Source organism: Streptomyces spirodelae (assembly GCF_017676385.1).
In the GTDB taxonomy this organism is placed as follows: domain Bacteria; phylum Actinomycetota; class Actinomycetes; order Streptomycetales; family Streptomycetaceae; genus Streptomyces; species Streptomyces spirodelae.
In genome coordinates this window covers 129590-154335 of record NZ_JAFFZN010000009.1, presented here as the reverse complement: position 1 = coordinate 154335, position 24746 = coordinate 129590, and the positions used below count along the sequence as shown (strand labels likewise).

Genomic DNA, 24746 nt, shown 5'->3' with positions numbered 1-24746 from the left:
GGCCGTCCTGCGGTATCAGAGACGGCCGCAACCACCACGTTCGGCTACAACCACCCGCGCGTGGCCAGCTCTTCCGTGAAGCGTGCGTACGACTCGTCCAGCGCGTCCTTCTCCCCCGGCACCGGCTCGACCAGCCGGCCCTCGCCCGTCATGGCGGCCGCGGCCTTCTCCAGCGAGGGGTACAGCGTGCCGGTGGCGGCCAGCAGGGCGGCGCCGAAAGCCGTCTCCGCACGCTCGGCCACCCGAAGCGGGTGGCCGAGCACCGTGGCGCGGATGCGGGTCCACAGCGGGCTGCGGCTGCCGCCGCCCGCCGCGTAGAGCGGGGCCGTCACGGGCACCCCCAGCGCCGCGACCCGCTCCAGGGCGAGCCGTTCGAGGAAGGCGACGCCCTCCAGGTCCGCGCGGTGCCGGTCGGCGTCGTCGGCCGGAGTGCCGAGGGTGAAGCCGCGCGCTGCCCCGGCCACGAACGGGAAGCGCTCTCCCTCGCGGCGCAGCGGATAGCTCACGCAGGAGGCGGGGCCGCGCGCCGCGGCGGCCTGGTCGAGCGCGGGCAGTTGTCCGGCGGCGCGGTGTGCGAGGGCCTCCCCGCCGGTGTTGGAGGCGCCGCCCGGCAGCCACCAGCCGTCCGGGTGCCGGTGGCTGTAGAGGGCGCCGGCCGGGTCGGTGACCAGCTCGCGGGTGACGCCCTTGAGGACGTAGGTGGTGCCCAGGACGCCCACGAACTGGCCAGGTGCCACCGCACCGGTGGCGAGCTGCCCCGTACAGCCGTCCGTCATGCCCAGCCGTACATCGCAGCCCACCGGCAGCCCCGTCTCGGCCGCCGCTTCGGCGCAGACGGTGCCGACCGAGGTGCCCGGCGGCTGGACCGGGGGCAGCCAGTGCGCCGGGATGCCGAGCGCGTCGAGGATCTCGACCGGCCACTCGCCCGCGCGCGGGTCGTACCCGGTCTTGAGCGCGTGGCTCCAGTCAGTGGCCACGGGCGCCCCTGTCAGGTGCCGGCCGAGCAGGTCGGGCGTGTGCAGGAGCCGCGCGGTGCCGGGGATGCCGGCCGCGTGCCGTGCGCACCAAGCGGCCCGGCCGAGCGCCGCGGTGGGTCCTACGGTGAGGCCGAGCGCCCGCCAGCGGTCCGCGCCCAGGCGCTGTGCTTCGGCGTTGAGATCGGCCGCCCTGCGGTCGTCGTACATCAGCGCCGGGCCCAGCGCCCGGCCGTCCGCGTCGGCCGGTACGAAGGTGCCGGAGGTGGCGGAGACGGCGACGGCTGACACCTCGGCGCCGCGCGCGGGCAGCGCTGAGGTGGCCTGGCGGAGCGCCTCGGCGGTGGCGGGCCACCAGCGGGTGGCGTCCTGCTCGCTGCGGCCGCCCTCGCGGACCGGCTCGGGCAGTGCGGCCCGGCCCTCGGCGAACACCGTGCCGTGTGCGTCGACGCAAACGACGCGGACAGCGGCCGTTGCGACATCGATCCCGGCGACGAGTGGGGTGGCGGCAGCAGTGGAGGGGGTGGGTCCGGGCGCCGGGGCTGGGCTGTGCATGGCATACCTCTCAGTCACGATGTTAATTTCACACGCTCTGTGTGATAGCGCGCTCAGCCGTTCACCTCCGCGACCCGTACATCGGTGTGCTCCCCCAGTTCGGCCACCAGGTCGCCGTCCACCCCGTCGTCCACCACGACGTGGTCGAAGTCGGCCACCGGGCACAGCCGGTGCAGCGCCGTACGGGCGACCTTGGAGTGATCCATCAGCAGCGCCGTACGCGCACCGGAGGCGAGCATGGCCCGCTTCACGAGCACCACGTCCTGCTCCTGGTGGAAGGTCATGTGCCCGTTCATCGCCGACGTGCTCACCAGCACCAGATCCACCGACATCGCCTCGATGGCCTCCACACAGGGCACCCCCAGGAAGGAGTCGTGGGTGTGGGAGTACTCACCGCCCAGCGCGATCAGACGGATCTCCTCGCGCCCGGCGAACACCTCCAGCACCCGGCGCGCGTTCGTCAGCACGGTCAGCGGTGTGCGCTCGCGCAGCAGCGCGGCCAGCGCCAGCACGGAGGTGGAGTCGTCGAGCATCACCGACATGCCCGGCTCGACCAGCTCGGCGGCCTCCCGGGCCACCGCCTCCTTCTCCGCGACATGGACGCCCAGCCGGTAGTCGAGGTTGCTCTCGAAGACGCTGGTGGGCAGCGCCGAGACGCCACCGCGGAAGCGCCGCAGCACGCCCCGCCTGGCCAGCGCCTCCAGGTCCCGGTGCACGGTCATCACGCTGACGCCCATGGTCTCGGCGAGCCGGCTCACGGTCACCGTGCCGTGCCCCACCACGTACTCGGCGATGCGCTGTCTGCGGTTCTCCTGCGAGCGGGCCGAGCCCGTCGGCTGCCCCTGGCCGGCCACGGCGTTCTCCCCGCTCATCCCGCGGCCGTTGGGGTCGCCAGCGGCGCGTGACCGCAGGCCGCCGCGTCGACGGCGGTGGGCACGTTCAGCGAGCGCAGCGCCGTGCGGTCACCGGTCACCTCGATCTCGGTGACCGCCGCGTTGTCGAGCCGGGGCAGCACCAGCCGGTAGCGCCCCACGGGGATGCCGAGCATCGCGCACAGCGCGATACGGAAGGCGGTGTTGTGCGCCACCACCAGCACCGTGCGCCCCTCGTGGTCCGCCGCGACCTCGCACAGCGCCCCGCACACCCGCTGCGCCACGGCGCTGGGCGGCTCGGAACCGGGGAAGGCACCGGTCTCCGCGTCCTGCTGGAAGGCGCGCACCAGCTCCGGCGCTTCGGCGGTCATCTCCGCGATGGTGCGGCCCTCGCCCCAGCCGAAGTCGGCCTCCCGCAGCCCCTCGTGCACGGCCGGGGCCAGCCCCAGCGCCCGGGCCGCGGGCCGGGCGGTGTCCCGCGCACGCTCCAGCGGTGAGCTGACGACCGCGCCGATGGGCTCCCGCCGGGAGCGGGCCACCGCCCACTCGCCCAGCCGTTCGGCCTGCCACCGCCCGGTGTCGGTCAGCGCGATGTCCGAGATCCCGGCGTACCGGTTCTCGTCGTGCCAGGCGGTCTGGCCGTGCCGTACGAGCAGGAGCCGGGCGGTCATACGTCCTCCAGGACCTCGGTGCGGCGGGCGGGTGCGGTGTGGCGCACACTCCCAGCCCATTGGGCTTCTTCACGTCAAGCGCTATAAATATAACAACCTCGATGTGGAGAGCAGTGCGAACTGCCGGGACGGGAAGGCGGACAGCCATGAGTGAAAGCAGCGGGGCGATCATCGGTGTCGACATCGGCACCTCCGTCACCAAAGCCGTCGCCTTCGACCGCGACGGCAACCGGCTGCACGCCGCGGTACGCCGCTCCACGCTGTTGCGCGCGCCGGGCGGCATCGTCGAGCAGGACCTGGAAGAGGTACTGGCCGGTGTCGCGCAAGTGGTCACAGAGGTCACCGCGGCGCTGCCGGCACCGCCCACCGCGCTCGCCCTCACCGGGCAGGGCGACGGTCTGTGGCTGCGCGACGCCCAGGGCCGGCCCGTACGGCGCATGATCTCCTGGATGGACGGCCGCGCGGCACCGCTGGTCAGCCGCTGGCAGCGGGACGGCACCGTGCGCGAGGTCTTCCGGCACACCGGCTCCGGCCTGTTCCCCGGCTGCCACGCGCCCCTGCTCGCGTGGCTGCGCGAGCACGAACCCGAGACGCTGGAGCGCACGGCGGTCGCGGGCTACTGCGTCGACGCCGTCGCCCAGCGGCTGACCGGCACGGTCAGCGTGGACGCCTCCGACGCCACCCTGCCCTTCCTCGACCCGGTGACCCGCACCTACTCCCCCGCCGCGCTGGCCGCCTGCGGCGTGGCGGAGCTGGCCCGGCTGCTGCCCGAACCCGCCGCGCCCCGCGCCGTGCTCGCCCTCGGCCGGGAGGGAGCCGCGCTGCTCGGGCTGCCCGCCGGACTGCCGGTCACCTCGGGCCCCTACGACCTGCCCGCCTGCGCCATCGGCAGCGGTGTAAGGGAGACCGGCGACGGCCTGCTGACCGTGGGCACCACACTGGCCTGCCAGGTGCTCACCGAGCGTACGGACCGGGAGCCGGACGGGGAGCCGGCCGGGATGTGGCTGTGCACACCCGAGACCGGCCGCTGGCTGCGCGCCCTGCCCGCGATGGTCGGCACGGCCGGGATCGACTGGGCGCTCGGCATGGTCGGCGCCTCCACCGACGACCTGGAGACGCTGCTGGACAAGAGCCCGGCCGGCGCCCGCGGTGTGGTGGCGCTGCCGTTCCTGTCGGAGGCGGGCGAGCGGGCGCCGTTCGTCGAGCCCGAGGCGCGGGCCTCCTTCGAGGGCATGTCGCTGGCGCACGAGAGGGCCGATCTGGTGCGCGCCATGTGCGAGGCCGTCGGCTACGCGGCACGCCACTGTCTGGAGACCGCAGGGCTGTCGCGGACGCTCGCAGCCTGCGGCGGCGGCACCCGATCCGAGGGCTGGATGCGGACGTTCGCCGGAATCCTCGGCCGCCCGGTGCGGGTACCGGCCGAGACGGAGGTCGGCGCCAAGGGCGCTGCCGTGGTGGCCCGCGCCGCACTGGGCGACCCGGTGGACGAGGAGCGGTGGCACGCCGGGTACCGGCTGGTGGAGCCGGACGAGGCCGAACGCGCGGGCTACGAGCAGGGTTATGCCGATTACCGCGAGCGGGTGGCGGCGGCACGGGACCGCTGGGGCGGATGACCGGCCCCGGAATCCGGGCCGTGCCCCGGGACCGTGATGTCGCTTTTCCGCCAGTCCCGGCGCGCGCGTACCGCGAGACTGGAGGGGAACGGAGAAGGGACGCGCCATGTACCGCACGCACACCGTCATCGACAGCCCCCTCGGGCCGCTGACCCTCGTCGCGACCGACGGGGTCCTGTCGGCCGTCTACATGGACGAACAGCGGCACCGTCCGGCCCAGGAGACGTTCGGGGTGCCCGACCCGAGCGCCTTCGGCGCGGTGACGGAGCAGCTGGGCGAGTATTTCGCGGGGGAACGCACCCGGTTCACGGTGCCTCTCGCACCGCACGGGACCGACTTCCAGCGCACCGTGTGGGACGCGCTGTGCGAGATCCCCTACGGCGGGACGCTCTCCTACGGACAGCTCGCCGAACGGATCGGCAGGCCGGGCGCGGCGCGCGCCGTCGGGCTGGCCAACGGGCGGAACCCGATCAGCATCGTCGTCCCCTGCCACCGGGTCATCGGCTCGACCGGGCAGCTGACCGGATACGGCGGCGGCATCGAACGCAAGCGCCACCTCCTCGACTTCGAGCGAGGCGCCCTGGTCCCGCAGGGGGCGGGTGGCGGGGCGACTCTGTGGTGAGGTGGTTTGTCCTCGGCAGAAGCGGCCACCCGTGAGGCGGACACCCGATCGCTCGCGGCAAGGAGGACACCATGCTCCGCGCCATCGCCGATGTACTGCGTGCCATAGGCGGCACCATCGCCACAGTCGTCACACTGCCGTTCCGGGCCGTGGCCCGGCTGCTGGGCGGGGCCTCCCGCTCGGCCCACTGAGGGGCGGTCAGCAGCGTCAGCCGCCGAAGGTCAACAGGACCTTCGGCGGCCCGCTTCTGCCCTGCTCCAGCAGTGCGAAGGCGGCCCGCACGGACTCCGCCGACTCGGCGGGAAGGACGTCGGCGAGGAGCGGCCCCGCGTCCAGGACGCCCCGCTCGAAGAGCTCGACCGTACGGTCGTAGTGGGAGGTGCCGTGCTGGATGCCGAGGACGTCCACGCCCTTGAGGGAGAGTTCGCCGGGCACGAAGGAGACCGGCTCCCTGGCGACGCCCACCAGCGCCACCCGGCCGCCGCGCTCGGCTGTCCGCAGCGCCCCGGTGAAGGCGGATGCGGCGCCGGAAGCCTCCACGACCAGGGAGTAGGCGTTCTCGGGGGCCTCGTCGGCGTGCAGGGCTGCGTCGGCTCCGCAGCGCAGAGCCAGTTCGAGTCCCGGCCGGTCGATGCCGACCGCGTGCACCTTGGCTGCGTACCGGTGCGCGAACTGGACGGCCAGCAGACCCATGGTGCCGGTGCCGATGACGGCCACCTGGTCGTCGAACCGCAGCCGTGCCCGCTCGAACGCCTCCACCACGGAGACCGCCGGCTCGATCAGCGCACCGGCCGGCTCCGGGAGCCCGGCGGGCAGCGGCGTGAGCGCGTGCGTGGGCACCCGTACGTAGTCGGCGGCGCCACCCTGCAACCCGTACAGACCGGTCTCGCGCAGCGCGGTGCACATCTGCGCGCGCCCGGCGTGGCACTGGGCGCAGTGGCCGCACTCGACCATCGTGCGGCCGACGACGAGCGAGCCGACCGCGGGGGCGTGCGCCGGTGGCTCGTCGGCGTAGGCGGCCAGCTCGCCGTACCACTCGTGTCCGAAGACGTGCGGGAAGGTGAGGCGGCCGTCGAGCAGGAAGGCCGAGGTGCCGTGCAGGATCTCCAGGTCCGTTCCGCAGATCCCCACGTGCCGGGTGCGCACCAGCGCGGTGCCCGGCTCGGGTTCGGGCACCGGGACGGTTGCGAGATCGGTCTGTCCGACGCCGGTGATGCGGGCGGCACGCATCGTGCCACCGGGCCAGTTCCCCTTCAACACGTGTCCTTTCGAGGGGCGCGGCGCGTGCGGTGAGGGGGGTGGGGCGGTGCCGCGCTTCCGCCGCTTCCGGTCACCCCTGGATCATGGCACGGGACGGGTGCCGGCCGGTCACGAGGGTGCGCGGTCGCGGTGCGGCGCCCGCGCGGGGTCCGGGCGGAGCCCGCGTCAGCCGCGGCGCAGTGCGGCGAAGTCGCGGGCGTCCTTCGACCAGCTGTCCACCGGCGACCAGCCGCTGACGCGGGCGACGCGGCGCAGGGCCGGGGCGCCGAGGCGGGCCCAGGGGAAGGGGGTGCCGGTGGCGCCGCGAGCGTTCTCCATCCACACCCGGAGCCGTTCGTCGACGTCCTCGCCGGCGACCTCGACCAGCAGCAGCCCACCGGGCCGCACCAGACCGGCGACGCGGCGCAGCAGCAGCGCGGGGTCGCCGCCGATGCCGATGTTTCCGTCGACGAGGAGGGCGGTGTCCCAGGTGCCTGGCGGGGGCGGTGGGTCGAAGACGGAGCGGCGCAGGGCCCGTCCGCCGCGCCGTACGGTACGGGCGACGGCCGCGGCGTTGATGTCGATGCCGAGCGAGGGGTGCCCGTACTCGCCCAGCGCGGCCACCAGACGGCCGGGGCCGCAGCCGATGTCGAGCACGGTGCCTTGGCAGCGGTCCAGCACGGTCATGTCGGCCGCGTCGGCGACGGCACACCAGCGCTCCACGTCCAGCGCGAGGGACCAGCCGTCGGCCGCGCGCAGACGGAGCGGACCGCGGCCGAGAGCGAGGGCCTCGGTGTAGGGGTCCTCGGTCCAGGAGGCGGCGTCGGCGCGCGCCCGCTCTCTCACGTCTCCCCCACCCCCGGCGCGCTCCGCGCGTGCGGGGCGGCCGGCGCGTGGGGTGAGCCCAGCAGCCGCCGCAGCCGGGCGTGTTCGGCGGCGAACAGGCTCTCGGGCGCCTGTGCCGAGACCGCCTCGGCGTCGGCGGGCTCGTCCACGTCCCGCAGCCGCGGCAGATCGCGGACCAGCAGTCCGGCCTCGACGAGCCGGGCGCGCTGTACAGCTCCGGTGGTGGCGGTGGACATGGGCACGCCGCGCAGCAGCGCGGGGTCGGGTGCGGCCAGGCCGAGCGCCCAGAAGCCTCCGTCGGCCGCGGGCCCGAAGTAGGCGTCGCAGTCCCGCCAGGCGTCCGGGCCGGTGGGCGGCGCGAGTAACGCGGGGGTCAGTTGGGGGGTGTCCATGCCGACGAGCAGCGCGGGCCCGTCGCACAGGGCGAACGCGGCGGCCAGCCGCTCGTCCAGGCCGCCGCCGGCCTGCGGCACGATCTCGATACGGTCGCCGCCGTCCTCGGGTGCGGGCAGCCACGGACCCGGGCTGCCGTCCAGTACCAGCACGCGGCGGCGCGCGGGGGCCGCCAGGACGGCGCGGAGGGTGTCGGTGAGCGCCGCGGAGGCGAGGGCTGCTGCTCCGTGCGGGGTGAAGGCGGGGGCGAGGCGGGTCTTTGCGTGTCCCGCGCGGGGCTCCTTGGCCAGGACGAGCAGCGTGGTGGGCTCCGGCACCGGCATCACGCGTCCTCGGTGGTGGGTCGGGGGGCGGTCGCGGTGGAGGGGCGGGTGGTCGCGGTGGAGGGGCTGGTCCCGATGGGGGAATGCGCTCTCACGTCAGAAGCTCTCGGGCAGCCAGGGCGCGGGTCCCGCGGCCAGCGCGTCCAGCAGGGCCAGGTCGCGTCCGTCGCCCTCGGCCATGCCGAGCCGGGCCGCGTGCCGCAGCGGCAGCCCGCCCGCGTACCAGGCGGCGAGCGTGGGCGAGGGCAGCCGCACGGTGCGGGCCGAGGGGTGGCTGCCGCGCTGGACGTGCATCAGGCCGTCTTCGAAGGTGAGCACGTAGGGGGCGCTCTTGCCCTGAGGGGAGACGACTTCCAGCCCGACGCCGCCGCGCGGCTGCGGGTCCCAGCCGCGCGCCTCCAGGGCACGGCGGATGTCGAGCAGCCGCAGCACCCACGGATACCAGCCCTCCTCGTGCACCGTGTACTGGTCCAGCACCCACTGCAGGGCGTTGGCGCGTGGCAGCACCGAGCGGCGGAAGCGGATCTGGCGCACCTGCGGTGAGCGGGCGCTGACGGCCGCCAGCAGCGCGGGGAGTGCGTCGAGTCCGTCGTGCCAGAAGTCGTGGACGACGGCGGCGACGCCCCAAGGGCGGTACGGCTCGACGGTGACGGTCGCGTATCCGGCCAGGTGGCTGCCGCGTGAGTCGCCCCAGGCTGAGTCGTCCCAGGGCGAGTCGCCCCAGGGCGAGTGGCCGTCGCGCGAGTCGCCGCCGGGCCCGTCGCCGCAGGGCTCCCGCTCCCCCTCGCGGGCGACACCCACCGTCAAGGCCCCCTCGGTGGTCCGCTGTTTCCACCCGCGCCACCAGTCGGGTCTGCGCAGCGGTCCGTTCCAGTCCGGGGCCAGCCGCTCGCGCAGCCGGGCGCAGGCGGTTCCGTCCGGCAGCACCGTCTCGAAGCCGGGTGCGGGAGGCGGGAGCTGGGCGGGGTCGAGAGCGTACCCGGAGGCGACGGCTGCGGACTCCCAGCCCCACCGCCGGTACACGCCGGGTGCGGGCGTCCAGGCGCAGGCCAGCACCGCACCGTGCTCGCCGCGCAGCCGGTCGGTGCCCTCCTCGGTGAGCCGGCGGGCGAGCCCCGCGCCGCGCTCCCAGGGTGCGACGGCCAGCCAGGCCACGCCGCCGGAGGGGACGGGGCGACCGCCGAAGTGCTGGGCGAACGGCAGGAAGAGCCCGCCGCCCAGCACATCGGCTCCGCGGACGGCCACCGCGGTGACGCCGTGGGCGCGCAGGGTGGCGTGGTCGTAGGGGACCTTGCCGAAGGCGTGCCGGGTCTGGGCGAGGTAGCCCTCGAATTCGGCGTCGTCGGCGGCCGTGCGGACGCGGGTCTCCATCAGTTCGGTCTCTCCCTCAGCCGGTGAAGTAGCCGGTGACCGCGTCGCACACGTGGCCGATCTCCTGGGCGTCCAGGTCGGCGCGTATGGGCAGGCAGAGGGTCTGCCGGGACAGCTCTTCGGCGACCGGGCAGGGATGGCGCTGCGCGGCGGGACCGGCGAGGGCCGGCTGGTGCGGCAGCGGCACGGGGTAGCGGACAACGGCGTCGACGCCGGAGGCGATCAGGTGCTCCAGCAGCCCGTCGCGGTCCTGTGCGGTCTCGGTGCGGACCTGGAAGAGGTGGTAGACATGCTCGCCGTCCTCGCCGGGCTGCTGGAAGCGCAGCGGAAGTCCGGCCAGCCGCTCGCGGTAGGTGGCGGCCACCTCGGCCCGGCCGGCGTTCCAGGCGTCGAGCCGGTCGAGCTTGTGCAGCAGGACCAGGGCCTGAAGGGTGTCGAGGCGGGAGTTGTAGCCGAGGATCTCGTGCTGGTTCTGGCGCGGCTGCCCGAAGTGCCGCAGCAGCCGCAGCCGTTCGGCCAGCTCGCCGTCTTGGACGCTGATCGCCCCGGCGTCGCCTGCCGCTGCCAGGTTCTTCGACGGTGCGAAGCTCCAGCAGCCCGCGGCCGAGGCGGTGCCGACGCGCACTCCGTGGCTGCGGGCTCCGATGGCCTGGGCGCAGTCCTCGACGAGGGTGACCCCGGCGTCGTGCGCCAGACGCCGGGCGCTGGGCACATCCGCCGCCTTGCCGAACATGTGGACGAGGATGACGGCGCGGGTGCGCTCGGTGAACGCGTCCTGGAGCTGGTCGAGATCCATCAGGAAGTCGTCGTCACGGCAGTCCACGTACACGGGTGTGGCGCCGCGTCGGGCGATGGCCTGCGCGGTGGCGTGGAAGGAGTTGGCGACGGTGACGACCTCGTCGCCGGGTCCGATGCCGAGCGCGTCGAGGGCGAGGATCAGCGCGTCCGTACCGGAGTTCACGCCGACGGTGTACGCGGCACCCAGGTAGGCGGCCAGCCGGTCCTCGAACTCGGCGACCTCCTGGCCCAGTACATAGCCGCCGCGCAGCAGCAGCTCCTCGATCCGGGCCAGCAGCTCGCGCCCACCACCCTCGAACTGGGCCGGATAGCGGTACTTGGGAACGGTGAAACCGCTGGGGCCGCCCATCAGCGCTCGCCGCGTTCGGCGTGCTCGTCTGCGATGCGGCCGTCGCCACGCCCGTAGTCGTCCTCGAGACGGACGTTGTCCGAGCCGTCGTCGTAGGTGGAGACCTCGACCAGCACGATGTCGGTGACGCCCTCCACCCGGTGCACGGCTCCGGGATCGACGTGCGCCAACGTCCCGGCGGGCATCGGGAGCCGCAGTGTCTCGCCGTCGAGGGTCTCCCGGTAGTGCATCACCGCCTCGCCCTCCAGGATGAAGTAGCTCTCCCGCTTGTGCTCGTGGTACTGGAGGGAGGTGCGGTGGCCCGCCTTGATACGGATGAACTTGAAGCCGTACGGGCCGTCCGGCTCCTCCTCGTGCAGCCAGCGCTCCTGGCCCCACAGTTTGACGACCTTCTTGGTGTCGGCGAACTCGATGACCCGTACGCCCGGGGCCACTTCGCGCGCCGGGCGGGCCTCGTGGGCCCCGGTGTCGCCCTCGGGCTCGCTGATGGCGGAGAAGCCGGCGTCGGTCGCGGGGCTGCCCATGTGCGGTCCTTCCATGGCGGGATCTTGGCTTGCGGGGAGGAGAGGGGGATTTCGGCTCAGCGCGAAGCGATGTGCACCGGCGCCTGGCCGCCGCGGTCGCGGACGACGGGGAAGAAGACCTCCGGCGGCCAGGTCAGCAGGTGCCAGACGATGCCCGCGACCGAACGGTTGTAGGGCCAGTCGGCGGGGTCGGTCATGCCCCAGCGGGCGAAGGCGGTCAGCAGCACGGGATCGGCCGGCACCCAGTCGCCGTCCAGCTCGAACTCCACCCAGTGGTGCAGGGTGGTGAACGGCGGCGCCACCAGCAGACCGGCGCCGTGCCGGGCCCTGATGCCGCGCCGCTCGGCCTCCCGCAGCAGCAGCCGGGTGGGGATGAGGCAGTTGGCCAGCCGGGTTTCCCGCGAGAAGCCCTCATCCTCGATCACTCCGTCGGGCAGGACGTACAGCTCCCAGTCGGCGACCAGGGACAGCAGGTCGGAGCGGTCCTCGTCGAACAGCAGGCGGTTGGAGGGAAGCTGGGCCCGCACGGTGAAGAGGCCGGGCGAGGTCTCGCGCATACTGCCCGGCTCGCTGTACCGGTCGAGCCCGGCGATCGGCGTGAAGGCGCACTCCCCCGTGTGCCCCGTCCTGGCGCACTCCACGCGCAGCTGGAGTTCGTGGATGTGCCGCTCGCCCTTGCGCGCCACCTCGTCCAGTGCCTGCGCCTTGCGGCTGAGAGCCTGGAAGTAAGGCGAGGGCAGGTTCAGATAGGTGCTGATGTTGTGCAGGTCGGTGCGCTCGAAGCGGCGCGCTTCCCCCTCGCCCCGGTGCGGCAGCCCGTGGTCGAGGAGGGCTTCCAGCAGGGCGGGGCCGATCGCCCAGGTCTGCTGCGCGAAGGCGGCGTCCTTGGCGAACGTACGGTGCCGGTCGGGGACCCGCAGGACGCGGTCGACGGCTTCCTGGAGCGTGTCGGGTGCGTGGACCTCGGTCACGGGGGCGCTCACCGTACCGCCTCGGCGGCCCGTCCGCCGGCCCGGTCCACGGCGCGCAGCGCGGACTCGATGCGCTCGGCCACCGCGTCCTGGAGCACCGTCTCCAGCGGTGGCCTGCCGCGCCCGGCGAGGGCCAGCTCGGCCTCCTCCCGGATGCGCAGCCCTTCCTCGGTGCGGAAGACGTAGTGCCCGGCGATGACGGCGCGCTCGACATCGGTCGCCGTGGTGGGCTCCAGCATCCACTTGCGCCACTTGCCGCTGTCGTGGGCCAGCCGCAGGAAGTCCTCTTTGGCGCGGGGCAGTTCCAGCTCGTCGAGCACGCGCAGCAGGGCACGGGTCTCGGCCACGCCGTACTCCGGTGCGACGTTGAAGGCGTCGACTCCGGCGCGCAGCAGCAGCGCGGTCTCCTCGCTGGTGAGGTAGTCGCAGTTGTGCGCCTTGAGCAGGACGCCTTCCTGGTGGCAGGTGGCGGCCAGGGTGGAGACCTGGCGCAGCGTCTCGTCGCGGGCGTGCGTCTCGTGGAAGCGGCCGACGTTGCGCAGCTCGGCGACCTTGGTGCCGGTCTGTGCGACGACGTAGCGGGGGCGGGGCGCACCTGCCGCCTCGATGCCCTCCAGCACCAGCCTGAGAGCCGCCTTGAACTCGTCGGGGTCGTTTGTGGACACGTCCTGCGGTTCGAAGCCGATCTCGTAGGACACCTCGACGCCACGCTCCAGGGCCGCCTCGTGGCAGCGCGCGTACAGCTCCACGAGCCGGGTGGCCGCGGTCTGTGCCGGGACGGGACCGGTGCCGGGGCGCCCTTGGGAAGTGTCGATGTGCAGCAGGCCGAAACCGGCGTCGAGGTCGGCGGTGAAGGAGCGCACACACGACTCCAGCGCCACGGCGGGCTCGGTGATGTCCGCCTCGGCGGTGTGCATCCACGGGCCGCCGTGGTCACGGCACAGCAGCAGCAGTCCGTCCGGGTCCCGCTCCTTGACGTAGTCCGCGAACTCCTCGGTGGTCCAGCCCAGATAGCCGCCGCCGAACTCCTCGGCGTCCACCTGGCGGCGGCTGGGGATGAGCATGAGCGGCGTGCGCCACCGCCTGGCCACGGTGAGGGCCGCGTCGACGGTGCAGCGTGAGACCGGGCCGATGCCGACCACAGGTTCCATGGGTGTCTTCCCCTGTTTCTCGAGGGTTCTCGTGCTCGGCGCCCCCGGGGCCCGCCGCCTTCGGCGCGGGCTGCCTGGGGCGGATGGCGGCCCGCTCAACGCGGCTGCCGGGTGTGGAACTTGCTCAGGTCGCCGATCTCGGAGTCCGGCGGCCAGGTGCACCAGGGGAACGTCTCGTATGCGCCGGCTCCCGCGCCTTCGGCGTCGAACCAGTCGGTGGCCCGCGGGTGATGCAGGTGGACCATGCGGTCACGGTGCCTGTCGAGGCCGCCGTGCAGGTCGGCCCGCCAGGCGAAGTCGTTGTCCGCACCGCCCCAGCCGGCGGTGAAGCGCTCGTCGTAGCCGCCGACCCGGGTGAAGAGGCTCTCGCGCAGCCACACGCAGGCACCGGGCGTACGGCGCAGGAAGACCCCGCGCAGCGCGTCCCTGTCCACCTCCGGGCGCCCTTCCAGACAGCGCTCGGTGACGGCCTGGTGACTGGAGGCCGCGTCCAGGTACAGCATGTCCTCGAACGGCCAGTGCGCCTGGGTGCCCGGCACCCGGAACCGTTCGACGGCACGATGTACGAAGCCGTGGTCGACCAGGATGTCGGCCTCCAGCACACAGATCAGCTCGGCGGGCCGGGCGCCGTGCACAACCCCGGCGTTGATGGTCCACGAGTAGTTGAACGGGCCGTGGTTCTCGGCGAAGAGGTAGGTGTCGCACCAGGGCGCGTACACGCTCTCCCAGCGCGGGCTGGAGTCGGCCTCCACCACGACGACCCGGTAGCGGTCGCGCGGGTGGCTCTGGTCGTTGAGCGCGTGCAGTACGGCTGCCAGGTTGCGGGTGCGGTCCCCCTCCCCGCCGCGCTCGCGGAACGGGATGACCAGCGCGGCGTCCACCGGGCCCTCCTGCCTGGCCGGCGGCCGCGCCGTGCGCAGGACGCGCGCCGCGTCGGGCGCGCCGAGCCCGGCGGGCCGCTCGGTGCCGGTCTGCATACGCAGCCTCGAGCAGGTCTCCGCCTCCCATACGAGGGCGGCCAGGCGTTCGGTCCGCGGCTCGGCCCCAGGGTGGTCGGCCGCGTACGTGAACCGGTCGGCCAGCAGCGCGGTGAGCCGGCGGCAGGCGGTGCTGTCGGCCGGGTCCTTGCCGACGGCCCCGGCCAGGGCGCGGATGTCTTCGCCGGGGACGGCCGAGACCGCGTCGGTGACGGCGTGGTGCGCCTTACGGGACCAGATCCAGAAGCCGGGGGCCGCCGACTGTGCGAACGGGTCGGCGACCAGGGCCACACTGCTGACGGCGGCATCCGCGAGGTTGGCGGGCTCCTGGTGCCTCCAGCTCATCGGCGCTGTCCTCTCGGCGGGGGTGGCGGGGTCCCACGCGCAAGGCACGTCTCCCTGCCGAAGGCGGGCGAGGCATGCCCCGCGGGAGCGCGGGATCAGCGGTCTTCGACGGCCGTCACCTGGTGCTCAGCCGAGCCGCGTGGCACATCCTGCTCTCCGCTTCGGACCACCGACAGCCCCTGACGACCGCCCGCCCGGAGCTGTGCGGACGGGGATAGCCGATCGGGTAGCCCCGGTGGTCGGGCAGGGCGTGCCGAACGGCCGGGCAGGGCCGTCGGGCGCCCGCCCGGGAGACGGATCCCGGTTCCGTTCACGCCGGCCGGGCCGGCGGTCGGCAGATGCCAGACAGCAGACAGCAGACGCCTGTCGGCAGACGAGGCCGATGTCGGGCAGCGGCCGCCCGGCGCCACGTGGTGGCAGCCCGTCTTCGGGGCCGAGGACCCGCAGCGGCGGCGCCGATTCAGTCGATGAGCCCCAGTTTGATCGCGGTGACGACGGCCGCCGTCCGATTGGCCGCGCCGAGCTTCAGCAGCACGCTGCTCACCAGCCGCTTCACCCCGTGCTCGGAGATCCGCAGATGGCGGGCGATCTGCTTGTTGCTGAGCCCGGCCACCAGGTGTGCGAGAACCTCGTGCTCGCGGGCCGTCAGCCGGACCCGGCGGGTCGGCAGCAGCGGGGCCGACTCCCCTGCGTGGCTGAGGAGTTGTCGTCCGAGGCGCAGCGGCATCGGCATCTCGTCCGCAGCGAGCTGCCGCAGCGCCCGGTCCAGGGCCGCGGCGGTCAGCTCCTCGCGCAGCAGGTATCCGTCGGCCGGAAGCCGGGCGAGCGCCGAGTCGGACTCGGCGTCGACGGGGTCGAGGAGCATGAGGGTGCGCAGCCCCTGCGGGGTGTGGCGCAGCCGTCCGAGGGAGCCGGATGCGCTGTTGGAGCTGGAGAGGATGAGTACGTGGAATCTGTCCCGGGCCAGGGCCCGTTCCAGCGTACCCAGGTGGGTGAACGTTTCGGCACGCTCGACGGCCGCCAGGCCCGGCAGCATTGCCTGGAGCCCGAATCTGAGGAGTTCCGCCTCGACATGGACTGCGACGGCCAGCCGGGTCCCGGTGCGACCGCTGGTGTCCGGCTGTTCCTTGATCTCGGTCATGCGTTCACCCAATCCCCGTGTAAGGCCACTTCGCGGACGCGCGGTAGTGGTCTAGTCCTCACTGCCGCGAGCGATGATCCCGCAGAGTCGGGCCCCAGGGAAGCGAGTTGACTCGAGCGACCGCTGGTGTTCCGCACCGTCATTGTGACGCCTGGTGCCGCACCGCGCCACGGCCAACTCCACTCCAGGCCCGCTCCCGGCCTCCCATTCCGGAACGGCCCGGGCTCCGCCACCCCGGCCTCCAACCGGCCACAGTACAGGCTCAGTTGACGTAGACCGTACGTAGATGCCGCGTAGTTCGCCGTTCCGCCTCTGGCCTGCCGTCCAATGCCGCGCTCTGCTGGTGGGACACCGTACTCACCGGACACAGCCGCACCGGAGTGCGCAGCCAGACCGGCAGCCCCGGCAGCGGCAGATCGGGGCGTGACATGACGGCACCGGAACCCCCCTCTGCACCCGGACCGACCCCCGCCGCGGCACCGTCCCCAGCCGCGGCAGCGGCGACCGCCTCGGGCCGCGCCGAACCGGGGGCGCCCTACACCGACCCCACTCTGGGCATCCCCGTGACCACCTCCTGGCGCGGCGAACCACGCAACCGGCTGGTGGCCATCGGGGACTCCCTCACCCAGGGCTTCCAGAGCTGCGCCGCCTTCCAAACGGAGCTGTCGTACCCGGCGATCATCGCGCACGAGCTGGGTTGGGCCGAGCACTTCCGCCACCCCTCCTTCGACGGCTGCGGCGGGCTCCCGCTCAATCTGGAGATGCTGCTGCGCGACATCGAGGACCACTGCGGCCCGGCCATCGACTGGTGGGACACGCCCTCGGCGCTGTTCAGGGCGCGCCGCTTCATGGACAAGGTGGAGGACTACTGGGAGCGCGGCGCGGGGTGCGCCCCGGTCTCGAACACCGCCATCAATCACAACCTGGCCGTCTTCGGCTGGGACCTGCGGGACGCGCTGGACAAGTCGGCGGACGTGTGCCGCAAGATGATCGGCACCCCCAGCGACGACCTGGTGCTCCAGGTGGTGGGCAACCCGGGAGAGCGCGCCGCGCTGCGCACGCTCCCCACCCGGCCACCGGCCGCCGGGGCGCTCACCCAGGTGACGGCGGCCGCCGAGCTGGGCGAGCAGACCGGCGGCAGTCGGCACGGCGAGGCGACCGAGGACGGCGAGCGGGAGGCCGACCCGGACCACGGCATCGAGACGCTGATCGTCTTCCTGGGCGCCAACAACGCGCTCTCCTCCGTCGTCGAGCTGAAGGTCGTCTGGAGCGGCGAGGGCTACGACGACCTGCGGACCAAGGCGCGGTTCACGGTCTGGCGGCCCGAGCACTTCGCTGCGGAGCTGCGGCAACTGGCCGACGCGGTAGGGCGGATCAGGGCGCGGCACGTGATCTGGTGCACCGTTCCGCATGTCACCATCGCCCCGATCGCACGCGGTGTGCGCGGCAAGGCCGAGCCGGGCTCCCGCTACTTCCCGTACTACACCCGTCCCTGGATCACCGACAGCGCCTTCGATCCGGAGTGCGACCCGCATCTGACCGGGGAGCAGGCCCGCGCGGTGGACGAGGCGATCGACCAGTACAACGACGCGATGGCCGAGGTGGTGCGCGAGGCGCGGCGCGGCGGGCGTGACTGGTATCTGCTGGACACCGCCGGGCTGCTGGACCGGCTGGCCTGCCGCCGCTACTACGAGGACGAGGAGGCGCGGCCGCGCTGGTGGACGCCCTATCCGCTCCCCCGCGAGCTGGCGGGCCTCGAACCGGTGCCCAACTCGCGTTTCCTGCTGAGCGACGGTGACCGGCGCAGCGACGGCGGGCTGTTCTCGCTGGACGGTGTCCACCCCACGACGGTGGCCTACGGCATCCTCGCCCAGGAGCTGATCGAGGTGATGCGGCGAGCCGGCGTGGAGTTCCGCACGCCGTACGGCGGACAGCCGCGCACCGGTCCCGTGCGGGTGAACTTCACCCGGCTGATGCGCCGCGACACCCTCATCAACCGCCCGCCCGCCAATGTCACCTCGGGCCTGCACGCCATCGGCTGGGCCGACGAGGCGCTGGACGTGCTGGCCAGGGCGCTGCGCTTCGGCCGTCGGGGGAAGTAGGCGAGGGACGCTACGTGCACCGGGCGGCGGAGGTGCCGAGCCGTCGCCCGGGCGCGGCTCGCCTGACCGCACCCGTCAGGCGTGCCACCAGTCGGTGAAAACCGGAATGACAACCGGCGCGCCGCTCAGGTTCGACAGTCGGATTTTGTCAAGGTCACTCTGCTTCATCCCGGGAGGCGGAGTCGTCCATGCCTGAATCGCCGGCACAGCGCACCGCACCGTTCGGCAGCGAGCCGCGGGCGCTGATGACCGTCCTGCAGCACCTGGCCCGAGCCCTGACCTGTCCGGCGGAGAAACCGGCCGTGCGGTGGGAGGGTGCCCGATGACGTCCTCGCTGCCGCCGTCCACCCGGCGCAGACTGGCCGGTCCCGTGCTGTCGCCGTGGCGCGGCGGACGAGGTGACGCCTCCGGGCAGCCGCCCGTCCGACTGACGGCGGCACTGTGCAGGTCGGAGGGACAGTTCGCCGGGCTGGCCGCCGACTGGGACGCGCTGCGCTCCCGCAACCGTTCGGCGACCCCGTTCCAGAGCCACGCCTGGCTGTGGTCCTGGTGGCGGTCCTACGGGCGCCGCGGCAGGCTGCGCGTGGTGCTGGTCCGGGAGAACGGCCGGCTGGTTGCCGCAGCCCCGCTGATGCTCGTACACCGGCCGCTGCCCGTGCTGGTCACCCTCGGCGGCAGCGTCTCCGACTATCAGGACGTACTGCTGGACGACAACTGTCCGCGCGCCGCCGGAGCGCTGGCGCGGGCTCTCCATACGGCCTTCCGCGGCGCCGTACTGGATCTGCGGGAGGTGCGCCCGGGCGGTGCCGCCGAACGGCTGTACGCCGCCTGGCCCGGCGTCAGCAGATGTCTGGCCGACTCGGTCTGTCTCGAACTGCCCGGCATCCCCATGGCGGAGCTGCTGGCCCGGCTGACACCGGCCGACGCCGAGCACACCGGACGCGAGCTGCACCGTATCGACGAACTCGGCATCGAGGCGTGCGACGTGACGGGCGAGCGCGTCCCCGAAGCGGTACGCACCATGCTGCGGCTGCACCAGCGGCAGTGGCGCGGTAGAGGGCTCACGCCCGAGCATCTGCGGACCCGTTTCGGGGCCCACCTGGTGCGGGCCACGACCGCCCTGGTGGCCGACGGGGACGCGGCCGTGGCCGAGTACCGGATCGGCGGCCGGGTGATCGCCTGCCGCACCGCCTTCACCTCGCAGGACCTGGTGTGCGGATATCTGCACGGTGCCGAGCCACGGCTGCGCGAGGAGCGGGTGGACATCCCCGCGCTGCTGCTGCGGCACGACGCGCGCTACGCGGCCACCACCGGGCGGGGCACGCTGAGCCTGCTGCGCGGCACCGAACCGTACAAGCTGCGCTGGCGCCCGGTGACCGCCGCCAACCGGCGCTATCTGCTGGCCCGCAGGGAGCTGGCCCCGGCCCTCGCGTTGCTCGCCGCCCAGGTGGCGGCCCGCGAGTCGGTGGTGGGTGCCCTGCGCAAGTGTCCGGGGGCCGCGGCCGTCCACGCTCCGCTGGGCCGTCGGTGACGGACCGGCGGCTCTCCGGCATGAGAGGTGCCACGACACCACGAACCGTCACAGCACGCAGAGAGAGGGAACCCATGTACGACCTGGTAGTGGTGGGAGCCGGCCCCTACGGACTGTCCATCGCCTCGCACGCCGCGGCGGCGGGTCTGCGCTTGCGGGTGCTCGGCAGGCCGATGGCCTCCTGGCGCGACCACATGCCACGTGGGATGCTCCTCAAGTCCGAGCCGAGCGCCTCCGCCCTCTCCGACCCGGAGGGCGCCCACACCCTCACCGCCTACTGCGCCGACCGCGGTGTCGAGGCCGAGCACGGCCGTCCGCTGCCGCTGGAGACCTTCACCGAGTACGGCACCTGGTTCGGCAGACACGCGGCGCCCCCGGCCGAGGAGCTGACCGTCACCCGGATCGTCCCGCACCCGTCCGGTTTCCGGATCGGGACGGCGGAGGGCGAACAGCTCACGACCCGGACCGTCGCGCTGGCCATCGGCGCACCGCCCTTCGCACACCGGCCGGCCCCGCTGCGCGGCCTCCCCCGCGAACTCGTCTCGCACAGCAGCCACCACCGCGACCTGAGCCGGTTCCGGGGCGAGGACGTCACGGTGATCGGCGCCGGGCAGTCGGCGCTGGAGACAGCGGCGCTGCTGGCCGAGCACGGCGCGGAGCCCCGGCTGGTGACCCGCGCGCCCCGGCTGCGCTGGGACGCGCCGCCCAAGCCCCTGGAGCGCAACCGGATCGCCACGCTGTTCGACCCGCACAGCGCGCTGGGCGCCGGCTGGCCGGCCTGGGTGTGGTCGCGGCGGCCCGGCGCCGTACGTCGGTTGCCGCCTTCCGTACGGCTGCACCTCACCCAGCACGCCCCCGGCCCGGCGGGCGCCTGGTGGCTGCGCGAACGGTTCGAGCCGGCCGTGCCGACGCTGCTGGGCCACACCATCACCGCGGCCGACCGCACCGGCGGCGGACTCGGACGGGTCGGCGACGGCCCCGGCGGAGGGGTGCGGCTGTGGCTGAAGGGCTCGGACGGCACGGCACGGACGCTGGAGACCGGCCATGTGGTGGCCGCGACCGGTTTCGTTCCCGACCTGTTCCGGCTCGGCCTGCTGGACTCCACCTTGCGGGAGACTCTGCGCCGGGTCGGCAACAGCGGGGCGCCCTGGCTGGGGCAGGACTTCGAGTCCTCGCACCCGGGGCTGTTCTTCGCCGGGCTGCTGGCCGCGCCGTCGTTCGGCCCGGTGATGCGCTTCGTGCACGGCGCCGGGATCACGGCGCCGCGCCTGGTTGCGGGGGTCCTTCGGCATGTGACGGCCCGGAGTGCCGGGGTGGCCCAGCCTGCGCGGCAGCAGCCCGCCCGGGTGGGGGTGCCGCGGGCGGCTGCCGCCGAGCCGGTGCCCCGCGAGGTGAGAGCCGGGCGGTGAGGGGGTGCCCCTTGCCGCCCGTCGCGGACTGCGGGTCCGTTGTGGCTGTGGGGGCACCTCCCGCGGACGAAGTCTGGGGGAGCAGTCCCCCGGCCGCCCCTTCGGGGCGCTCCCCCCTTCGGGGTACACAGGCGTCAGGAGAGCAGCACCGTCAGCTCCGTAGCGCCAGTGGGGGCCTCATGGGTCGGGCCGGCTCCGTCGAGCCGGAGGTACCACGGCCCGGGTGCCCCCGTGGCTTCAACCGTGATGCGGGAGCCCCCACGCGTCGTACGGAACACCGCGTCGGCCCCGCCAGGGCACGGCACCCGCGTGGTGACCGTGCAGCCATCGGCGAGCCCATACGCGCGCAGCGTCACCCCGTGCGCCCAGTCGTAGTCGGCGCACCCGTCCCGTTCCCCCCAGGGGAGCACCGCCCCGGGCCGCACCAGCAGCGGCAGGCTGTCGAAGCCGTGGCGCTCCTGCCGCCAGCCCGGGCCCCTGACCCGCTCGCCGGACAGCAGGTGGGTCCACTCGCCGTCGGGGACGTAGTACTCCACGGTGCCGTCGGCGGTGAAGACGGGGGCCACCAAGAGGTCGTCGCCGAGCATGTACTGCCGGTCGAGGGTCTGGCACGCGGGATCGTCGGGGAAGTCCAGCAGCATGGCCCGCATCACGGGTGTGCCCGCCTCGGCGGCCTGGCGCGCCGCGGCGTAGAGGTAGGGCATCAGGCGGTGCTTGAGGCGGGTGAAGTCGCGGGTGACGGTGACGGCTTCCTCGCCGTGGACCCAGGGCACCCGGTAGGACGTGCTGCCGTGCAGCCGGCTGTGCGAGGAGAGCAGTCCGAACTGCACCCAGCGCTTGAACAGCGCGGGGTCGGGGTCGCCCTCGAAACCGCCGATGTCGTGGCTCCAGAAGCCGAACCCGGACAGCCCGAGCGAGAGACCGCCGCGTAGCGACTCGGCCATGGCGCCGAAGGTGGACTCGCAGTCGCCGCCCCAGTGGACGGGGTACTGCTGGCCGCCCGCCGTTGCGGACCGCGCGAAGAGCACGGCCTCGCCCTCGCCCCGCTCCTCGGTGAGGGTCTCGAAGACGGTGCGGTTGTACAGCTGGGTGTAGTAGTTGTGCATCCGCTCCGGGTCGGAGCCGTCGTGCCAGACGACATCGGTGGGCACGCGCTCGCCGAAGTCGGTCTTGAAGCAGTCGACGCCCTGCCCGAGCAGCCCGCGCAGCTTGTCCGCGTACCAGGCGCGCGCCTCGGGGTGGGTGAAGTCGACCAGGCCCATGCCCGCCTGCCACAGGTCCCACTGCCATACGCTGCCGTCCGGCCGCCGCAGCAGGTAGCCGAGCCGGGCCGCCTCGTCGAACAGCGGTGACTTCTGGGCGATGTAGGGGTTGATCCATACGCAGATGCGCAGGCGCTGTTCCCCATCGCTGCCGTCGCTGCCGTCGCTGCCGTCGCTGCCATCGCTCCCCTTGAGCCGGCGCAGCATCCCCTCCGGGTCGGGGAAGACCTCCGGGTCCCAGGTGAAGTCGCACCACTGGTAGGCGCGCATCCAGAAGCAGTCGAAGTGGAAGACGCCCAGCGGGATGTCGCGTTCGGCCATGCCGCGCACGAAGCCGCTGACGGTCTCCTCGTCGTAGGCGGTGGTGAAGGAGGTGGACAGCCACAGCCCGAACGACCATGCCGGGGGCAGCGGCGGGCGGCCGGTGAGGGCGGTGTAGCGGGAGAGGATCTCCTTGGGTGCGGGGCCGTGGATGACGTAGTACTCCAGCGTCTGGTCCTCGACGCTGAACTGCACCTGGCCGACGGCCTCCGAGCCGACCTCGTAGGAGACCTTGCCAGGGTGGTTGACGAAGACGCCGTAGCCCCGGTTGGTGAGGTGGAACGGGACGTTCTTGTAAGCCTGTTCGCTGGCTGTGCCGCCGTCCGCCTGCCAGATGTCGACGCTCTGCCCGTTGCGGACGAACGGGGTGAAGCGTTCCCCGAGCCCGTAGACGAGTTCTCCTACGCCCAGCGAGAGCTGGGCGAGTGAGTGGTGGGCGCCGTCGGGTGTGGTGGCGTAGCCGGTGCCGCGTGCCTCGACGGATGTGAGGGTGCGGCCGTCGGCGGTGAACTCCAGCCGGTACGGGCCCGCCGTGTCGACCCGCAGCGCCAGGCCGCCGCTGGTCAGTTCGAGCAGGCTGCCGTCGCGGGTGACCTTGCCGGCCGCGGCCTCGCCCTGCCCGTGCCGCAGCGCGAAGTGCGGGCCCCGGTCGAGGGTTCCGGCGTGGTGGGTGACACGGACGCCGATCACCCCTTCGGCCGGTGAGAAGCACTCCACGGTCAGCAGGGGGCCGTTGAGGGTGTCGCCCCGGTGCCGGATGTGCCGTACGGGGGCGTAGAGGGTGAAACGGTCGTCGCTGACGCGGGTGTCGGCGATCTCGGTGGCGTACGAGGCCCGAACGCCGTCGCGCATCAGCCAGTAGCCGTCGGTGAACTTCATCGGGCGGTCTGCTCTCCAGTTCGTTCAACGGGTGCGGTCGGTGTGTGCTGCGCGCGGTGAGCGGCGATCAGGTCGCGGTACCAGTGGAAGCTGTCCTTCGGGAGGCGCTGCTGGGTCGGGTAGTCGACGCGGACCAGGCCGAAGCGCTGCCCGTAGCCTCGGGCCCACTCGAAGTTGTCCAGCAGCGACCACACGTAGTAGCCGCGCACGTCCACACCTGCCCGGATCGCCTCGGCGACGGCGGTCAGATGGTCGCGCAGGTAGTCGATGCGGTCGGTGTCGTGCACCCGCCCGTGAGGCGCGACGCTGTCGGCCTCGGCCGAACCGTTCTCGGTGATCAGCAGCGGCGGCAGCGCCGGGTAGCGGGCCGCGAGGTCCGTCAGCAGACCGGTGAAGGCGGGCGGGTCGACGGGCCAGCCCATGGTGGTGTGGCGTACGTCGTCGCGTGGGCACTCTGCGACGCGGATGTCGGTGGCGGTACGGGTGACGGGGTCCGGGTCGCGGTAGGGAGCGTCGGTGATGGTGATCGGGCGGTAGTAGTTGACGCCGAGGAAGTCCAGTCGTGCCCCGATCAGCTCCAGATCGCCGTCCCGCCGCCAGGAGCCGTCGGCCTGCGGACCCCAGGTGTCCGCCTCGCCGCGCGGGTAGCGCCCGGCGAACAGCGGATCGAACCAGGTCTCGTTGTGCAGCGTCTCGGCCCTGCGTACGGCGGCCGCGTCGGCGGCGGAGCCGGTGGCGGGCAGCAGCCGGTCGGGGTTGAGGGTGATGCCCGCCTGCTGGACGCCTGCCGCGCGCAGGGCGAGTACGGCGAGGCCGTGTCCGACCAGGAGGTGGTGCGCCGCGGCCAGCGCTCCGCGGCCCTCCCGCGCGCCGGGTGCGTGCCGGCCGGTGGCGTAGCCCAGGAAGGCGCTGCAGAACGGCTCGTTCAGGGTGATCCAGCGGGGTATCCGGTCGCCGAGCCGGGCGGCGACCAGCGCGGTGTACTCGGCGAACCGCTCGGCCGTCTCCCGTATCCGCCAGCCACCCCGGTCCTCCAACGCCTGCGGCAGGTCCCAGTGGTAGAGCGTGGCTGCGGGAGAGACTCCCGCTGCGAGCAGTTCGTCGGTGAGCCGGTCGTAGAAGTCCAGGCCGCGCTGGTCGGCGGGGCCGTCGCCGGTGGGCTGCACACGTGGCCAGGCAACGGAGAAGCGGTAACTGTCCACGCCCAGCTCCCGCAGGAGCGCGATGTCCTCGCGGTAGCGGTGGTAGTGGTCGCAGGCCACATCGCCGGAGGCACCGCCCTCGATCCGGCCGGGCTCACGGCAGTAGGTGTCCCAGATGGAGGGGCCGCGCCCGTCCTCGTCGTGCGCCCCCTCGATCTGATAGGCGGCGGTGGCGGTACCGAAGACGAAGTCCTCCGGGAGGTCCGGCAGGGGCGGAACGGGCGTGCGTCGGCCCGTGGCAGGGGAACTCATCAGGATGAACAGCCTCACTTGCTCTGAGTGCGGGGGCAGCGGCAGCGACTCGC

At 73.4% G+C, this 24746-nt stretch carries 23 protein-coding genes; 7 read left to right on the top strand and 16 right to left on the bottom strand.

The features are described from left to right. Nucleotides 1-44: 44 nt before the first annotated feature. From JW592_RS12525 to JW592_RS12515, 3 genes are read right to left on the bottom strand one after another with little or no spacing between them, the layout of a single operon-like run. The gene (locus JW592_RS12525) at nucleotides 45-1529 is read right to left on the bottom strand and encodes an FGGY-family carbohydrate kinase (RefSeq protein WP_209265163.1); all 1485 of its coding nucleotides are present in this window, start codon (nucleotides 1527-1529) and stop codon (nucleotides 45-47) included. A gap of 53 nt (nucleotides 1530-1582) precedes the next feature. After that, a complete protein-coding gene (locus JW592_RS12520) occupies nucleotides 1583-2401 on the bottom strand; it encodes a DeoR/GlpR family DNA-binding transcription regulator (RefSeq protein WP_209265092.1) in 819 nt (272 codons plus the stop codon). Then, nucleotides 2398-3072, bottom strand: coding sequence for a histidine phosphatase family protein (locus JW592_RS12515; protein WP_209265091.1), 675 nt, complete (start codon nucleotides 3070-3072; stop codon nucleotides 2398-2400). The genes JW592_RS12520 and JW592_RS12515 overlap by 4 nt, the downstream gene beginning before the upstream one ends. Nucleotides 3073-3218: 146 nt before the next feature. Between JW592_RS12515 and JW592_RS12510 the strand changes: the two genes are divergently transcribed. The 3 genes from JW592_RS12510 to JW592_RS33185 all read left to right on the top strand — a co-directional run bounded on the left by JW592_RS12510 (nucleotide 3219) and on the right by JW592_RS33185 (nucleotide 5498). Then, nucleotides 3219-4685, top strand: a complete 1467-nt coding sequence (locus JW592_RS12510; RefSeq protein ID WP_209265090.1) for an FGGY-family carbohydrate kinase — start codon at nucleotides 3219-3221, stop codon at nucleotides 4683-4685. Between the two features lie 106 nt (nucleotides 4686-4791). Beyond that, the gene (locus tag JW592_RS12505) at nucleotides 4792-5307 is read left to right on the top strand and encodes a methylated-DNA--[protein]-cysteine S-methyltransferase (RefSeq protein WP_209265089.1); all 516 of its coding nucleotides are present in this window, start codon (nucleotides 4792-4794) and stop codon (nucleotides 5305-5307) included. 71 nt (nucleotides 5308-5378) lie between these two features. Continuing rightward, nucleotides 5379-5498 carry an LPFR motif small protein gene (locus JW592_RS33185; RefSeq protein WP_267878000.1) on the top strand — a complete coding sequence of 40 codons (120 nt, stop codon included), beginning with the start codon at nucleotides 5379-5381 and terminating at the stop codon, nucleotides 5496-5498. A gap of 16 nt (nucleotides 5499-5514) precedes the next feature. Here the strand turns inward: JW592_RS33185 and JW592_RS12500 are convergent, their stop codons facing one another. From JW592_RS12500 to JW592_RS12450, 11 genes are all read right to left on the bottom strand, one after another. Beyond that, complete coding sequence (locus JW592_RS12500; RefSeq protein ID WP_209265088.1) at nucleotides 5515-6537, bottom strand: zinc-dependent alcohol dehydrogenase; 1023 nt, start codon at nucleotides 6535-6537, stop codon at nucleotides 5515-5517. Between the two features lie 195 nt (nucleotides 6538-6732). Next, the gene (locus JW592_RS12495; RefSeq protein WP_209265087.1) at nucleotides 6733-7392 is read right to left on the bottom strand and encodes a class I SAM-dependent DNA methyltransferase; all 660 of its coding nucleotides are present in this window, start codon (nucleotides 7390-7392) and stop codon (nucleotides 6733-6735) included. Further along, on the bottom strand, nucleotides 7389-8108 hold the full coding sequence (locus tag JW592_RS12490) for a TIGR04282 family arsenosugar biosynthesis glycosyltransferase (RefSeq protein WP_209265086.1): 720 nt from the start codon (nucleotides 8106-8108) through the stop codon (nucleotides 7389-7391). Before JW592_RS12490 ends, JW592_RS12495 begins: the two co-directional genes overlap by 4 nt. Nucleotides 8109-8204: 96 nt before the next feature. Beyond that, nucleotides 8205-9479 (bottom strand): GNAT family N-acetyltransferase, encoded by a 1275-nt coding sequence (locus JW592_RS12485; RefSeq protein WP_209265085.1) that lies wholly within the window; start codon nucleotides 9477-9479, stop codon nucleotides 8205-8207. Nucleotides 9480-9495: 16 nt separating this feature from the next. Further along, entirely contained in the window at nucleotides 9496-10626 is a 1131-nt protein-coding gene (locus tag JW592_RS12480; protein ID WP_209265084.1) for a DegT/DnrJ/EryC1/StrS family aminotransferase, read from the bottom strand. Then, a complete protein-coding gene (locus JW592_RS12475) occupies nucleotides 10626-11165 on the bottom strand; it encodes a cupin domain-containing protein (RefSeq protein WP_229375811.1) in 540 nt (179 codons plus the stop codon). Before JW592_RS12475 ends, JW592_RS12480 begins: the two co-directional genes overlap by 1 nt. 41 nt (nucleotides 11166-11206) lie before the next feature. Continuing rightward, the gene (locus JW592_RS12470; RefSeq protein WP_307805389.1) at nucleotides 11207-12121 is read right to left on the bottom strand and encodes a transglutaminase-like domain-containing protein; all 915 of its coding nucleotides are present in this window, start codon (nucleotides 12119-12121) and stop codon (nucleotides 11207-11209) included. Nucleotides 12122-12129: 8 nt separating this feature from the next. Continuing rightward, complete coding sequence (locus JW592_RS12465; RefSeq protein WP_209265082.1) at nucleotides 12130-13272, bottom strand: class II D-tagatose-bisphosphate aldolase non-catalytic subunit; 1143 nt, start codon at nucleotides 13270-13272, stop codon at nucleotides 12130-12132. Nucleotides 13273-13367: 95 nt separating this feature from the next. Further along, nucleotides 13368-14594, bottom strand: coding sequence for a glycosyltransferase family 2 protein (locus JW592_RS12460; protein WP_209265081.1), 1227 nt, complete (start codon nucleotides 14592-14594; stop codon nucleotides 13368-13370). Between the two features lie 460 nt (nucleotides 14595-15054). After that, nucleotides 15055-15735 carry a LuxR C-terminal-related transcriptional regulator gene (locus JW592_RS12455; protein ID WP_209265080.1) on the bottom strand — a complete coding sequence of 227 codons (681 nt, stop codon included), beginning with the start codon at nucleotides 15733-15735 and terminating at the stop codon, nucleotides 15055-15057. Between the two features lie 262 nt (nucleotides 15736-15997). Then, a complete protein-coding gene (locus tag JW592_RS12450; protein ID WP_209265079.1) occupies nucleotides 15998-16165 on the bottom strand; it encodes a hypothetical protein in 168 nt (55 codons plus the stop codon). Here JW592_RS12450 and JW592_RS12445 point away from each other — a divergent pair. The 4 genes from JW592_RS12445 to JW592_RS12430 all read left to right on the top strand — a co-directional run bounded on the left by JW592_RS12445 (nucleotide 16164) and on the right by JW592_RS12430 (nucleotide 20777). Continuing rightward, the gene (locus tag JW592_RS12445) at nucleotides 16164-17837 is read left to right on the top strand and encodes a hypothetical protein (protein WP_209265078.1); all 1674 of its coding nucleotides are present in this window, start codon (nucleotides 16164-16166) and stop codon (nucleotides 17835-17837) included. The two genes, JW592_RS12450 and JW592_RS12445, sit on opposite strands and share 2 nt — an antisense overlap. A gap of 188 nt (nucleotides 17838-18025) precedes the next feature. Continuing rightward, nucleotides 18026-18163, top strand: coding sequence for a hypothetical protein (locus JW592_RS12440; protein ID WP_209265077.1), 138 nt, complete (start codon nucleotides 18026-18028; stop codon nucleotides 18161-18163). Beyond that, nucleotides 18160-19368 (top strand): GNAT family N-acetyltransferase, encoded by a 1209-nt coding sequence (locus JW592_RS12435; RefSeq protein WP_209265076.1) that lies wholly within the window; start codon nucleotides 18160-18162, stop codon nucleotides 19366-19368. Before JW592_RS12440 ends, JW592_RS12435 begins: the two co-directional genes overlap by 4 nt. A gap of 74 nt (nucleotides 19369-19442) precedes the next feature. Further along, on the top strand, nucleotides 19443-20777 hold the full coding sequence (locus JW592_RS12430) for an NAD(P)-binding domain-containing protein (RefSeq protein ID WP_209265075.1): 1335 nt from the start codon (nucleotides 19443-19445) through the stop codon (nucleotides 20775-20777). 134 nt (nucleotides 20778-20911) lie between these two features. On the opposite strand, the gene yicI is transcribed toward JW592_RS12430, so the two are convergent. After that, complete coding sequence (gene yicI / locus JW592_RS12425) at nucleotides 20912-23239, bottom strand: alpha-xylosidase (protein WP_209265074.1); 2328 nt, start codon at nucleotides 23237-23239, stop codon at nucleotides 20912-20914. Further along, nucleotides 23236-24693: a GH1 family beta-glucosidase gene (locus JW592_RS12420; protein ID WP_209265073.1), complete on the bottom strand. Its 1458-nt coding sequence runs from the start codon at nucleotides 24691-24693 to the stop codon at nucleotides 23236-23238. Before JW592_RS12420 ends, yicI begins: the two co-directional genes overlap by 4 nt. Between the last annotated feature and the right edge of the window lie 53 nt (nucleotides 24694-24746).

Bases quoted from the DNA above. Each gene is read 5' to 3' on its own strand.
- JW592_RS12525 (WP_209265163.1), bottom strand. From the start codon at position 1,529: ATGCACAGCCCAGCCCCGGCGCCCGGACCCACCCCCTCCACTGCTGCC.
- JW592_RS12520 (WP_209265092.1), bottom strand. From the start codon at position 2,401: ATGAGCGGGGAGAACGCCGTGGCCGGCCAGGGGCAGCCGACGGGCTCG.
- JW592_RS12515 (WP_209265091.1), bottom strand. From the start codon at position 3,072: ATGACCGCCCGGCTCCTGCTCGTACGGCACGGCCAGACCGCCTGGCAC.
- JW592_RS12510 (WP_209265090.1), top strand. From the start codon at position 3,219: ATGAGTGAAAGCAGCGGGGCGATCATCGGTGTCGACATCGGCACCTCC.
- JW592_RS12505 (WP_209265089.1), top strand. From the start codon at position 4,792: ATGTACCGCACGCACACCGTCATCGACAGCCCCCTCGGGCCGCTGACC.
- JW592_RS33185 (WP_267878000.1), top strand. From the start codon at position 5,379: ATGCTCCGCGCCATCGCCGATGTACTGCGTGCCATAGGCGGCACCATC.
- JW592_RS12500 (WP_209265088.1), bottom strand. From the start codon at position 6,537: ATGCGTGCCGCCCGCATCACCGGCGTCGGACAGACCGATCTCGCAACC.
- JW592_RS12490 (WP_209265086.1), bottom strand. From the start codon at position 8,108: ATGCCGGTGCCGGAGCCCACCACGCTGCTCGTCCTGGCCAAGGAGCCC.
- JW592_RS12485 (WP_209265085.1), bottom strand. From the start codon at position 9,479: ATGGAGACCCGCGTCCGCACGGCCGCCGACGACGCCGAATTCGAGGGC.
- JW592_RS12480 (WP_209265084.1), bottom strand. From the start codon at position 10,626: ATGGGCGGCCCCAGCGGTTTCACCGTTCCCAAGTACCGCTATCCGGCC.
- JW592_RS12475 (WP_229375811.1), bottom strand. From the start codon at position 11,165: ATGGAAGGACCGCACATGGGCAGCCCCGCGACCGACGCCGGCTTCTCC.
- JW592_RS12465 (WP_209265082.1), bottom strand. From the start codon at position 13,272: ATGGAACCTGTGGTCGGCATCGGCCCGGTCTCACGCTGCACCGTCGAC.
- JW592_RS12460 (WP_209265081.1), bottom strand. From the start codon at position 14,594: ATGAGCTGGAGGCACCAGGAGCCCGCCAACCTCGCGGATGCCGCCGTC.
- JW592_RS12455 (WP_209265080.1), bottom strand. From the start codon at position 15,735: ATGACCGAGATCAAGGAACAGCCGGACACCAGCGGTCGCACCGGGACC.
- JW592_RS12445 (WP_209265078.1), top strand. From the start codon at position 16,164: ATGACGGCACCGGAACCCCCCTCTGCACCCGGACCGACCCCCGCCGCG.
- JW592_RS12450 (WP_209265079.1), bottom strand. From the start codon at position 16,165: ATGTCACGCCCCGATCTGCCGCTGCCGGGGCTGCCGGTCTGGCTGCGC.
- JW592_RS12440 (WP_209265077.1), top strand. From the start codon at position 18,026: ATGCCTGAATCGCCGGCACAGCGCACCGCACCGTTCGGCAGCGAGCCG.
- JW592_RS12435 (WP_209265076.1), top strand. From the start codon at position 18,160: ATGACGTCCTCGCTGCCGCCGTCCACCCGGCGCAGACTGGCCGGTCCC.
- JW592_RS12430 (WP_209265075.1), top strand. From the start codon at position 19,443: ATGTACGACCTGGTAGTGGTGGGAGCCGGCCCCTACGGACTGTCCATC.
- yicI (WP_209265074.1), bottom strand. From the start codon at position 23,239: ATGAAGTTCACCGACGGCTACTGGCTGATGCGCGACGGCGTTCGGGCC.
- JW592_RS12420 (WP_209265073.1), bottom strand. From the start codon at position 24,693: ATGAGTTCCCCTGCCACGGGCCGACGCACGCCCGTTCCGCCCCTGCCG.